This window comes from Acinetobacter suaedae (genome assembly GCF_008630915.1).
GTDB classification, from domain to species: domain Bacteria; phylum Pseudomonadota; class Gammaproteobacteria; order Pseudomonadales; family Moraxellaceae; genus Acinetobacter; species Acinetobacter suaedae.
Genome location: NZ_CP043909.1, coordinates 634,085 through 645,689, shown reverse-complemented (window position 1 = coordinate 645,689; position 11,605 = coordinate 634,085). Strand labels below are relative to the sequence as shown.

The window sequence follows — 11,605 nt, the reverse complement described above, 5'->3', positions numbered from 1 at the left end:
TTAAATGTGAATTTCTGATCATTTTTATAACATAAAGCCAGCACATATATATTTTAAAATGATAATAAAATGAAAAAACAATAATTTTATTTATAAAGAGAATGCTTCATATTGAATCATCACATTATTAGAAACAGATTTAAGGAACAGCCATGACATTACGCTTAGGTGATATCGCACCAAACTTTCAACAAGCATCGAGTGAAGGCAAAATCGACTTTTATAACTTCTTGGGGGATGGTTGGGGAGTTCTATTTTCACATCCAGCAGATTTTACTCCTGTCTGCACAACCGAACTGGGGTTTACAGCAAAACTCAAAGATGAATTTAATAAGCGTGGTGTCAAAGCAATTGCACTTTCAGTTGATGACGTAGACTCACACCAGCGTTGGATTGAAGATATCAATGAGACACAAAATACGACAGTCAACTTTCCTATTATTGCCGACAAAGACCGTAAAGTATCCGAGCTCTATGGCTTTATCCATCCCAATGCCAGCGAAACCTTAACAGTTCGTTCGTTGGTGATTATTGATCCAAATAAAAAAGTTCGCCTAATCATTACCTACCCTGCCTCTACAGGACGAAACTTTCACGAAGTGTTACGTGTCATAGACTCGCTACAATTGACAGATCATCACAAGGTCGCAACACCAGCCAATTGGCAACAAGGTGACGATGTGGTGATTATCCCTTCGCTTAAAGATGAAGAAGAAATCAAACAACGTTTTCCTAAAGGTTATAAGGCGGTGAAACCTTACTTAAGAGTGACAGCCCAACCAGAATAACAAAAACAGAGAAAATTTGTGATGGATCTAAGCCCTTGAAGCATTGCGTTTTTAAGGGCTTTTTAGTCTACTGATGGTTTAAGATAAGAAAAAATTTAAAGCATCCAATTTTTACATATACTTCGCTTTTTGTAGTTTCCCACTTAACTTCCATTTATCATTCAGTTAATTTGTGCACACAACTTTTCTAGATCCAATCGCGACCTTTACAATGAAAAAATTATTGATCAGCACTATTCTCCTTAGCACACTCAGCATGAGTGGCTGTATGAAATATCCCAGCCTCAATGATGAACAACGTCCAAGCAATTGGGGAACATTGATTTCTAATACCCATAACTTCTATCAAGTTAGCCAAGACGTTTATCGAAGCGAACAACCTGATGCCGATTTGATGGGTAGCTTAAAACAGCATCAAATCCATACGGTAATCAATCTCAGAGCACGAAATAAAGATGCTGATGTTTTTAAAGATCAAAGTTTTAATCTGATACATATCCCAATCTACACCTGGGCAATTAATCGTGATGACCTCTTAACTGCAATGCGGGCAATCCAAACTGCAAGACAACAAAATCAAAAGGTTTTAGTCCATTGTTATCATGGCTCTGATCGCACGGGAGCAACCATTGCGATGTATCGAATTATTTTTGAAAATTGGTCAATCGAAGATGCCGTCAAAGAAATGAAACAAGGCGGCTATGGCTACCATGTTATCTGGAAAAATATTGAGCACTTATTCACACCAAACAATATAAAGTGGATTCAACAACAACTGTTAAATCCATCTTAACTTAGAAATAAAACAGGGGGCAAAGCCCCCTGTTTTATTTTAACGCTGATCGAGTGGAACCCAATCAATCACCCATGCTGATTTCATATTCAGGCTTTCATCTGCTGCAATCTTTTTACGTGTAGCATCTGCAGTCTCTCTATCTTTAGATGGCCCCACCATGATACGAATACCTTTAGAAGTTGGGCTAGTCGTGACTTTATAGCCTTTGGCTCTTAACTTAGATACAACGGCATCAGCATTGGCTTGGTTAGCAGCCAAGGCGACTTGAACCATCCAGTTTTTATCACCATTTTCCATAAGTTCACGAGCTTTCTCTGCTTCTGCTTTCTTCTTGGCTTCTTCTTCAGCTTTACGTTTCTCTTCAGCAGCTTTTTTCTCTGCTTCAGCCTTACGTTTCTCTTCAGCAGCTTTCTTTTCTGCTTCAGCTTTACGCTTCTCTTCAGCAGCGTTTTTCTCTGCTTCAGCTTTACGTTTCTCTTCAGCAGCTTTTTTCTCTGCTTCAGCTTTACGTTTCTCTTCAGCAGCTTTCTTCTCTGCTTCAGCTTTACGTTTCTCTTCAGCAGCGTTTTTCTCTACTTCAGCTTTGCGTTTTTCTTCAGCAGCTTTCTTTTCTGCTTCTGCTTTACGCTTCTCTTCTAACTTTCGCTTTTCTGCTGCTATCCTCTGCGCTTTTGCTGCATCATCTTCAATTAACTCAGGAGGAATATTATCTGAACTTTGTTGTGCCGCCATTCGTCTTGCATTAATTGCCGCATACTCTTCTGCTGCTTTACGCGCAGCTGCAGCCTCTGCTTCTTGCTGCATTTTCAAAAACTCAGCTGCACGAGCCTCCTGTTCTGCGACAGCTTTCTCACGAGCATGCCGCTGCTCCTCAAGTAACCGTTTTTCTGTTTCAACATCAACCGCCAAAGGTTGTAACGATACCATCTCATTATCTTGCGCTGGCTGTGCCAATTTGGATTCAGTGTGAATACTTTGTTGGGCTGTTCTTGCTTGAGCTTTGTCTTGCTCTATTTCCTCATTACCTTTGAGAAGTAATGCTGCCAATAAAACACCACCTCCAAGTAAAACAACGCCACCCATCCAACGTTGTTTGTTATTCATTGACATTGTCTAAATACTCCCAGACCGCTTCTAAGGTATGAAACGAACCACAGACTAAAATCAGCTGATTGTTATTACATTTCTTCAGCGTAGTTTCAAATGCTTGCTGGATACTGCCAAACTCACATACCTGTTGGCCTTGCAATGCATCTTGTAACTGTTGCATTGGTGCGGCTCTAGGCACATCTAAAGTAGCAATAAACCAATTTTTTACTGTTGTTTTTAGTAAATTCGTGACCGATGCGATGTCTTTATCTGCCAACATTGAAAATACTGCAACAACTTCTGTGTACTGTTTATTGTATTTTAGAAAATTTCGCAACTGCTTCAATAAAAATTCAACGCCATGCGCGTTATGCCCTGCATCGAAAATCACCGTTTGGCCTTGAATCTGACGAATCTCAAAACGCCCTTGCAATGCAGCTTGCTGGATTCCTGTTGCAATTGAATCTTGGGAAATGCCAACTCCACTCGCCAATATCGCTGCCACAGCGGTAGAAATATTTTCATGTGCCAACTGACCGTTTGGAAGTTTTAATGTTGTTCCTGAGGAGGCAAATGACCATGTCTCACCATCTTCATTTGGCTGGTAAAAATAATCTCGGTTTAACACATATAGTTGGGCTTGTGTTTCCGAGACTTTCGCTTGAATGGCTTGAGGGAGTTGTTGATGCCCCGCAAAAATAACAGGAATATTAGGACGAATAATGCCCGCTTTCTCGAAAGCAATTTTTTCAATGGTATCGCCTAACCAATCGGTGTGATCCAATCCAATATTGGTAATGACCGCAATATCAGGATCAATAACATTCACCACATCTAGACGACCACCAAGACCAACCTCAAGCACCCAGACATCACACTGTTGACGCTTAAAGATTACAAAAGCAGCTAAAGTTGTAGCTTCAAAGAAAGATAGACTTAAACCACAATCACGGCGTGCTTGATCTACAGCAACAAAAGCATCAATCAAGCTTTGGTCATCAACCTCAATACCCGCTAATTTTACTCGTTCATTAAAACGGTAAATATGTGGTGATTGATACAAACCAACTTTATAGCCTTGTGCATTTAAAATTGCAGCCAAAGTCGTTGTTGTTGAACCTTTACCGTTGGTACCAGCAACTGTAAATACCTTTGCGTTAGGTCGCATCACCCCCAACTTTTCAGCGACAGGAATAACGCGCTCTAACCCTAAATCAATGCCTGTAACATGAACATGGCTCCAATAATCGAGCCATGTTGTTAATGTATCTGTTGAATGTGGAGTTTGTGCTTTCAAGGTAAGTTCATCAGCTTAGCAACAAGTCGATATACAGTATCACGTAATGCGTGACGATGAACAATTTGATCGACTACACCATGATCAAGCAAATACTCAGCGCGTTGGAACGGTTCTTCTAACTTTTCACGCACGGTCTGTTCGATCACACGCTTACCAGCAAAACCAATCATGGCTTTTGGTTCAGCAATATGAACATCGCCTAGCATTGCCAATGATGCAGTTACACCACCATAAACAGGGTGAGTCAATACCACCAAATAAGGAACCCGTGCTTCTTTCATTTTTTGAATTGCAGCAGCTGTACGTGCCATTTGCATTAAAGACAACATGCCTTCTTGCATACGTGCACCACCAGATGCAGCAAAACAAATCATCGGTTGATGTAGTTCAATTGCTCGTTCAGCAGCTTGTACAAAACGATCACCTACAACAGTACCCATCGAACCGCCCATAAAATCGAAATCAAAGGCACATGCAATTAAATCTAGTCCTTTGAGTGAACCTTGCATCACTACAAGCGCTTCGGTCTCACCCGTTTTATCTTGTGCTTCACGCATGCGATCAGGATAAGGTTTACTATCCACAAATTTTAACGGATCTTTAGCATTGAATTCTTGGCCGAGTTCTGTATCCACTTGATCAAAAAACCAATTCAAGCGATCTCGTGCACGCATACGTAAATGCTCATCACATTGCGGACAAACATAGGCATTAAATGACATTGCTGTACGTGTCACCAAAGCATGACATTCTGGACATTCGATCGTAGGCTCAGTAAAGGTCGCCTTGAAAATCTGCTGTTCATTCGCAACCTGAATACCTGGAACTTTACGCTCAGTCCAAGGCGTTGACGGGTTCAGAACCGTCCCTGCTGTTAATTCTTGACTCATACTAACTCATCGAGCGCAGCTCGAAGCTCCTTCACTTTATTCACCGTCTGTTGCACAGCCTCATCTGCTGGCAATGTCGCAAAAGATTTAACGAAAGCACTTCCTACAATCACGGCATCAGCGACTTGCCCCATTGCTTTTGCAGACGCTGCATCACTAATACCAAAACCAACTCCCACAGGAACATTGGTTTTGGTTTTAATTTTCGCAATACGTGCTGCTGCTTCAGAAGTATCTAATGTCGCCGCACCAGTCACACCCTTGAGAGATACGTAATATACAAAACCACTCGCTTGATCGACCACATGTTGAATACGTTGATCTGTTGAAGTTGGTGCAAGCAAGAAAATTTGATCCATCTCATTTTGTTTTAAGACTTCACCAAACTGCTTTGACTCTTCTGGTGGTAAATCCACCAAAAGGACACCATCTACACCACATACTTTCGCATAGGCAACAAACTTTTCATAACCAATCACTTCAACAGGATTTAAATACCCCATCAAAACGACTGGCGTTGTTTGATCTTGTTCACGAAAGGCTTTCACCATATCCAAGGCATTAAGTGTATTGGTTCCACCAGCCAAAGCGCGCTCAGCAGCCAAAGCAATCACTGGACCATCAGCCATAGGATCAGAGAATGGTAAACCAAGCTCAATCACATCGACCCCAGCTTCAACCATTTGATGAAGCAATGGAACAGTTACCTGTGGATGCGGATCACCTGCCATAACATAAGAAACAAGCGCTTTACGTTGCTGAGATTTAAGCTGTTCAAAACGAGTGGCAAGACGTGACATAGGATTATGCTTTCCTTGATTTATATTGAGGCCTGTTTGACATTTTACAGATGCACTTTACAGTCCCCTAAGTTGAGGAGTTGTTTGTAGTTAGACAAAAACACTGCATTGTAACGCTATTTTTTGCTCATTGAACAGAGTTTGACGTGATTGCAGTGCTGATTGTCGTCACCAACAACAGCCCCTACACATTTATCTATATTTTCGTTTTTTTCTCAATGATCAAAGCTTCCTAATTTCGAGCCAATCTTTCTAAATTTTAGAAATGAGCCAAGCTCCTTTATACTATGCCCACTTTTTAAATTTTCTTTTGATTTTATGTCTGCCCACACTCAGGAAAAAGTACAAAGCAATGCACTTGCTTTGCTACCGCTATTGGTATTTTTGATCATCTTTCTCGGGAGTGGTATCTATCATTCAATCATCGGGACCGAATTTGCCTTCTATCAAATTAAAGCACCAATTGCAGCTATACCAGCAATCATCTTAGCTTTACTACTGTATAAACAAAAACTCAATACAGCTATTGAGGAGTTTTTACAAGGTGCGAGTCATCCCAATCTGATTCTGATGTTTATGGTCTTTATGTTGGCAGGCGCATTTGCCAGTATTTCTGGGGCAATTGGTAGTGTCGATGCAACGGTTCAACTTGGACTTTCATTGATTTCTGCACAATTCGTGTTACCTATGCTGTTCATCATCGCTGCCTTTATCGCAACCGCCATGGGAACCTCAATGGGGACCATTGCTGCATGTGCACCTATCGCTTTTGGCTTTTCCCAAGCAACGGACATTACGCCCCTTTATGCAATTGGTGCAGTGGTTGGTGGTGCCATGTTTGGCGATAACTTATCCATGATCTCCGACACGACCATTGCCGCCACACGCAGTCAAAACGTTGAATTAAGAGATAAGTTTAAGGTCAATGTTTGGATTGCATTACCTGCCGCAATTATAACGTTAATTGTTTATTTTTCTCTCAGTCACCAGTCTGAAGCAATCCAAACCAAACCTTATGATATTTGGTTGATATTACCTTACCTCGCAGTTTTCTTTCTGGCCTTTACCCGATTGCATGTACTGGCTGTGCTGATGATTGGCGTGGTGTTGTCAGGCATGATGGGCTTACTCAATAAACCTGACTTCCATTTGCTGCAACTCAATAACTCGATCTATAACGGCTTCGTCGGTATGTTTGAAGTTGCATTGTTATCCATGTTATTGGGAGGCTTATCTGCATTAATGCAAAAAGCTGGCGGCTTACAATGGTTGATCCAGCGCATTTATGCCATCACACGTTTATTTAAATTTGGGACCCAACGTGCAGGTGAGTTTGGAATCAGCTTTTTGGTGGTATTTTCAAATTTATTTGTTGCCAATAATACCGTGGCAATTATTTTATCAGGTGATATGGCGCGTGAAGTTGCCAAAGAATATGGGATTGATCCTAAACGTAGTGCTGCCCTGCTCGATATTTTTTCCTGTGTAACTCAAGGGATCATTCCTTATGGTGCACAGTTATTATTGGCTTGTTCAATTGCCAAGATCTCGCCAATTGAGCTGATTGGGCATATTTACTACTGTTGGGTATTAGCAATTTTTGCAATTCTCGCAATTGTCTTTCATTATCCTCGCTTAAAAACATCGTAAAATTCATATGAGACTCTTTAGGGCTTAACGCTAAAGAGTCTTTAAAAACTGTTTCGGAGTAACACCGGTCCAACGCTTAAATGCTCGTCCAAATGCACTTTGATCAGCGTAATTTAAACGCTCAGCAATCTCAGAAAATGATTTACCTTGCTGCAAATACAGCTTACTTTGTTCTAAACGGTATTGATCCAAAATATCTTGAAAATTCAATTGATAAGATTTAAGTTGACGCTGTAGAGTCCGTTCAGAACAATGCAAATGTTGTGCGACATAACTCAATAAAACTTCTTCTTGTTGTAATAGCCCCTGCTCAATAAAGCTTTGTATTTTTTGTCTCAACTGCTGCTGTTGAATATCGAAAGACGTGACATGATTTAACGATTGCTGCGCCTGAGTTGATAACACCTGATTCAATTGCTGATCGGCAGCAATACTTTTCGCTTTCAAAATTTGATTTGAAAAACGTATTGCATATTGTCCTGTTTGAACTTGTATCGGACAGCCGTAAAATTTCTCGAAATGAAACAAAGCGGTATGTGGCGCATAGCCGAATTGAATCATTTGTGGTGGATGTAGAGTATCTTGAACGATGGATTGGGCAATTTTAAAAATCAACGCCAAATTCAGCTCATACATTTCACGATAATCTGGATAAGAAGCACTCCAAACAATTTGAATGAAGTCCGAAAACTGTTGAACGTTGAGTTCCTCTAAATTGGTCTGCTTAAAAATCAGAGAGTAATACCGCTGTAGAAGTTGCAATGCTTGTTGCAGGTCTAAGCTGGTTGACGCCAAATATCCCATTAAGCCCAAATCTTGCAAGTTGGCACGTTCTGCAAGAACTAAGGTAATTGGACGAGAGAAATAGGGCTGAACCCCCTGTAATAATTGAGCATAACGTTCCACATCAAAGTCTTGTTGGTCTGGATTTTCTAAACAAGCATAGAAGTCTTGCCAAAGTTCAGGAGCAGCCACTTTGGACAAATCAATATGTTCCTGTTGTAAAACACGATTCAACAATCGTAAATATCCAATGATAATTTTAACTGACATATGTCGGTCTCATCCTGATCTGTCGTTATTTGTATAAAACTTGGCTGAAACTGTCAAAACTTTTCGTCGGACTTTTTCCATACTGAATCTATGAAAAAGGCAAGGAATCGTACAAATGAATGCACATGTTTCCTATCAGGTTGATCCAGTCGTTAGAACAAAATTAGATTTCCATCTAGACCAAGCTCCTCGCTTTTGGTTTGGTGGCGATCCATTTCGTACCCGTATGTTTGATGCATTGAGCCTCACTTTTCCAGATGGTGAGCGCTATTTTATTGAATGTGTTCGTCTATTCCGTGACAAGATTACAGATCAAAACTTACAAGAACGTGTTGCTGATTTTATCCGTCAAGAAGCTCAACACGGTATCGCTCATGACAAAATGAATCAGATCATGAAACAACAGGGTATGCCTGTTGATCAGTTCACTGATCGTTTAAAGAAAATTTTTAAGTTTGAATTAAAGTATCGCTCTCCTCAATACAACATCGCCATGACTGCCGCTGCAGAGCATTTAACTGCACTAATGGCAGAAACGTTCTATAGCAAAAAAGAAACTTTGGCAGAGGCGGATCCTTTTGTAAGAGCACTTTTTGCTTGGCATGCGATTGAAGAAATGGAACATCGAGATGTTGCTTTTGATGTGATGCGTGAAGTTGGTGAAGTGCCTGAAGCAACTCGTCGGTTTGCTTTAGTATTTACCACTGTACTCATGTTTGGTTTTACACTCTACCGTACCGATGTCATGCTCAAAACCGATGGTTTTAGCTTAAAACAACGCTTTGATATGGCACGTAAAGGCTTACCTTGGTTCTTTGGTCGTAACGGTATTCTAACGGCAAAAAGATCACAATATAGCGATTGGTTTAAAAAAGATTTCCATCCAAATCAACACCCTGTTATTCGTCAATACGATGTCTGGATTGATACTTTGGCTAAGACCAATGATCCAATTGCTGCGGGTGAAGCTTTTTGGCAAGCGGGGTTATGACTTATTATTAAATATTTCAAATTGATTATTTAGATCAACAATATATTACATTGAGTCAATCTATTTTTAACTCAATGTAATATAAGAGCTTACATAGCAACTATGTGTCAACTCTTCACGACTCTGATTATTCTTTACCAAATTTCTCATGATAACGTTTACGTATATCTACACAGTATTTACCATACAAAACCTCATTCTCAGGTGTATTTTTACAATCCTCATATTCTTCTTTTAAAGAAATATCCTCTGGGACTGCTGTAGTACGCATTGCATAAAAACTAATACCATCAATCACTTCTGGATCATTTTCATAACTGGTACTGAGATTAATATCAAATGATTCACCTGCTTGACCACTCTTGCACTTTGCCCAGATATAGTAGCTGGTTCCACGACGATGCCTAGAAATCGAACGTAGCTCTTGATCCATCGGATAGGCACCTACAATCACATCTTCAACTTGGATACCATCCTTAAAGTTTTGCTTTGCCTGAAAAGAATCAGGATTCTCCATCCGTGTCTGGTATTGCTCCTCTGTTTCCCATGCAAAGTCTTTATTCCACTCAGATTGACCAACCCAAAGACCAACATGTTCCATTTTTTTATTGTTCACATCATAGATTAAACGAATACCTGCATCATCATAGATATAATATTCTTTAGGCGTCTTTACCTTCCCCCATGGTGGTAAATAGTCAATCTTTCTATAATCAGAACCAAAGACTTTTAACCAATCTGCCAAGGGCGCATTAAAATCGATTGGCTTGTTGTTATAAGAAATATGGCAACCATCAACTTTGATCTGATGCTGTGCATTGAGCTTCTTTTCGACTTTAGTAAGTGTAGCTTGCTGCTTGGCATCAGAACAGGCACTTAGACTCAAGACCAATAAACCGAATATAACTTTTTTCATCTACTATCCTTTATCTTGCTGCCCGAATTGCCTGAGGATTTGCTCTTGCCCACTGACGTATATCCCCATCCATCCAGTTAGTTCGAGCTGGATGAACAAAATAACGCTTAACCGTATCTTTAACTGCCTGTTTGTTGGATGCGGTTGGATTATGATGATAAGCAATCCAACGTTGCCCAACATCTTCTACAGCTTTAATTGCCAATTTTGCTGCTAACATGTGTAAAGCATTATGATGATCATCTTTGCCCAATTGGGTATGGGTCGGGTTTTCACCATAGTTGCCCCACCCTTGTACTAAGCGAATCGCTCCATGACTATGCTGTAAAATGCCAGAACCAGCAAATTTAAGCATAAAAGATATAATTGGCTTGATCACCGATGCCAATGTCCGTGCGGTCCGAACAAATTGGGCAATTTCTCTCGCTTTATCTGCGTATAACGCCTCATTTAAACCAGCTAACTGATCTCGCAAGCTCAAATAAGTGTTCCAAATCCGACTAATTTCCGCAATATTAATCCATTCAACGATGGCAGTAATAATAAAGTCTTCTAGGCGACGCTCACCATACATAAAACCTTTGTATTCTTCCATGCTCTTTAATGGATCAACCAAATCACCAAGTTTAGGTCCGATACTTGCCAAAGTATCCCAAAGTCCAAAGGTTCCAGAGACAATCGGAATCTTTCGATAGTCACTATCAGACTGTTGAACATGATCATCTACTTGATAGCCTTGTTTAATCAATGCCACTTCGGTAAAGTTGGTATGCGCAAAAAAATCTTCCAATACATGAAAAGCATTGCCCAAAGCTCTTAATACATGGCGTGATTTTATATCGCCCGACATACTGATCTCAAGCTGCTCCAGTAAATACTCCAAAGCAGTTGGAAAAGCACTATCATCAGTATTTTCAGGCGTACTATCCGCAATATAGTTTTTTAGGTTGTAGTGTGGTGATGCCAACGACTTATTGGTTTGATGACTTTTTTGATTTGGCGCTTCATTAAAGTCCTCATAATCAGCATAACGGGGATCACCTACAGGACGACGCTCATCCTTTTCCATTTGAGGATTATCAATATGTTCTTGAGGACGATAAACTCCTACGATATGTTTTCCCTTATGGGGTTCAATCAACCACAAATCCGAAAACAACTGTAACGGCATCGCCGCATTAGATTTATATACGGCTAGAGCAATCGCTTTATAACAACATTGTTTGTCTTTAGGCAAGTTCTCAAAACGTTAGGCTGCCAACACTTCAGCTTTAAGCCAAACCATCATTGGTTGTAAGCGTCCCAAACTAATCCGTAAATTATTTCTGTCTT

11 protein-coding genes are annotated in these 11,605 nt (G+C 40.3%); 4 read left to right on the top strand and 7 right to left on the bottom strand.

Translation table 11 applies throughout. The annotated features are described in order from the left end of the window. Positions 1–152 precede the first annotated feature (152 nt). Together F2A31_RS03100 and F2A31_RS03095 are read left to right on the top strand one after the other, a co-directional pair. On the top strand, positions 153–788 hold the full coding sequence (locus F2A31_RS03100) for a peroxiredoxin (RefSeq protein WP_150025123.1): 636 nt from the start codon (positions 153–155) through the stop codon (positions 786–788). A gap of 211 nt (positions 789–999) precedes the next feature. Next, positions 1,000–1,581, top strand: a complete 582-nt coding sequence (locus F2A31_RS03095; protein ID WP_150025122.1) for a dual specificity protein phosphatase family protein — start codon at positions 1,000–1,002, stop codon at positions 1,579–1,581. Between the two features lie 39 nt (positions 1,582–1,620). Here F2A31_RS03095 and F2A31_RS03090 read toward each other — a convergent pair whose 3' ends face one another. From F2A31_RS03090 to trpA, 4 genes are read right to left on the bottom strand one after another with little or no spacing between them, the layout of a single operon-like run. Beyond that, positions 1,621–2,694 carry an SPOR domain-containing protein gene (locus F2A31_RS03090; RefSeq protein ID WP_150025121.1) on the bottom strand — a complete coding sequence of 358 codons (1,074 nt, stop codon included), beginning with the start codon at positions 2,692–2,694 and terminating at the stop codon, positions 1,621–1,623. After that, positions 2,681–3,970, bottom strand: a complete 1,290-nt coding sequence (gene folC / locus F2A31_RS03085) for a bifunctional tetrahydrofolate synthase/dihydrofolate synthase (protein ID WP_150025120.1) — start codon at positions 3,968–3,970, stop codon at positions 2,681–2,683. The genes F2A31_RS03090 and folC overlap by 14 nt, the downstream gene beginning before the upstream one ends. Next, positions 3,967–4,863, bottom strand: a complete 897-nt coding sequence (gene accD, locus F2A31_RS03080) for an acetyl-CoA carboxylase, carboxyltransferase subunit beta (protein ID WP_150025119.1) — start codon at positions 4,861–4,863, stop codon at positions 3,967–3,969. The genes folC and accD overlap by 4 nt, the downstream gene beginning before the upstream one ends. Next, entirely contained in the window at positions 4,860–5,663 is an 804-nt protein-coding gene (gene trpA, locus F2A31_RS03075; protein WP_150025118.1) for a tryptophan synthase subunit alpha, read from the bottom strand. The genes accD and trpA overlap by 4 nt, the downstream gene beginning before the upstream one ends. Positions 5,664–5,981: 318 nt before the next feature. Here trpA and F2A31_RS03070 point away from each other — a divergent pair, with 318 nt between their 5' ends. Next, positions 5,982–7,313, top strand: a complete 1,332-nt coding sequence (locus tag F2A31_RS03070) for a Na+/H+ antiporter NhaC family protein (protein ID WP_150025117.1) — start codon at positions 5,982–5,984, stop codon at positions 7,311–7,313. A 30-nt stretch (positions 7,314–7,343) separates the two neighbouring features. On the opposite strand, the gene F2A31_RS03065 is transcribed toward F2A31_RS03070, so the two are convergent. Then, positions 7,344–8,366 carry a helix-turn-helix transcriptional regulator gene (locus F2A31_RS03065; protein WP_150025116.1) on the bottom strand — a complete coding sequence of 341 codons (1,023 nt, stop codon included), beginning with the start codon at positions 8,364–8,366 and terminating at the stop codon, positions 7,344–7,346. 115 nt (positions 8,367–8,481) lie between these two features. Here F2A31_RS03065 and F2A31_RS03060 point away from each other — a divergent pair, with 115 nt between their 5' ends. Continuing rightward, positions 8,482–9,357 (top strand): metal-dependent hydrolase, encoded by an 876-nt coding sequence (locus tag F2A31_RS03060; protein WP_150025115.1) that lies wholly within the window; start codon positions 8,482–8,484, stop codon positions 9,355–9,357. Positions 9,358–9,484: 127 nt separating this feature from the next. Here F2A31_RS03060 and F2A31_RS03055 read toward each other — a convergent pair whose 3' ends face one another. Next, entirely contained in the window at positions 9,485–10,273 is a 789-nt protein-coding gene (locus tag F2A31_RS03055; protein ID WP_150025114.1) for a DUF7738 domain-containing protein, read from the bottom strand. 10 nt (positions 10,274–10,283) lie between these two features. Continuing rightward, positions 10,284–11,510, bottom strand: coding sequence for an HET-C-related protein (locus tag F2A31_RS03050; protein ID WP_150025113.1), 1,227 nt, complete (start codon positions 11,508–11,510; stop codon positions 10,284–10,286). Between the last annotated feature and the right edge of the window lie 95 nt (positions 11,511–11,605).

What these genes read in the sequence shown, in the direction of transcription:
- F2A31_RS03100 (WP_150025123.1), top strand. Translation starts at nt 153, where the DNA reads ATGACATTACGCTTAGGTGATATCGCACCAAACTTTCAACAAGCATCG.
- F2A31_RS03095 (WP_150025122.1), top strand. Translation starts at nt 1,000, where the DNA reads ATGAAAAAATTATTGATCAGCACTATTCTCCTTAGCACACTCAGCATG.
- F2A31_RS03090 (WP_150025121.1), bottom strand. Translation starts at nt 2,694, where the DNA reads ATGTCAATGAATAACAAACAACGTTGGATGGGTGGCGTTGTTTTACTT.
- accD (WP_150025119.1), bottom strand. Translation starts at nt 4,863, where the DNA reads ATGAGTCAAGAATTAACAGCAGGGACGGTTCTGAACCCGTCAACGCCT.
- trpA (WP_150025118.1), bottom strand. Translation starts at nt 5,663, where the DNA reads ATGTCACGTCTTGCCACTCGTTTTGAACAGCTTAAATCTCAGCAACGT.
- F2A31_RS03070 (WP_150025117.1), top strand. Translation starts at nt 5,982, where the DNA reads ATGTCTGCCCACACTCAGGAAAAAGTACAAAGCAATGCACTTGCTTTG.
- F2A31_RS03065 (WP_150025116.1), bottom strand. Translation starts at nt 8,366, where the DNA reads ATGTCAGTTAAAATTATCATTGGATATTTACGATTGTTGAATCGTGTT.
- F2A31_RS03060 (WP_150025115.1), top strand. Translation starts at nt 8,482, where the DNA reads ATGAATGCACATGTTTCCTATCAGGTTGATCCAGTCGTTAGAACAAAA.
- F2A31_RS03055 (WP_150025114.1), bottom strand. Translation starts at nt 10,273, where the DNA reads ATGAAAAAAGTTATATTCGGTTTATTGGTCTTGAGTCTAAGTGCCTGT.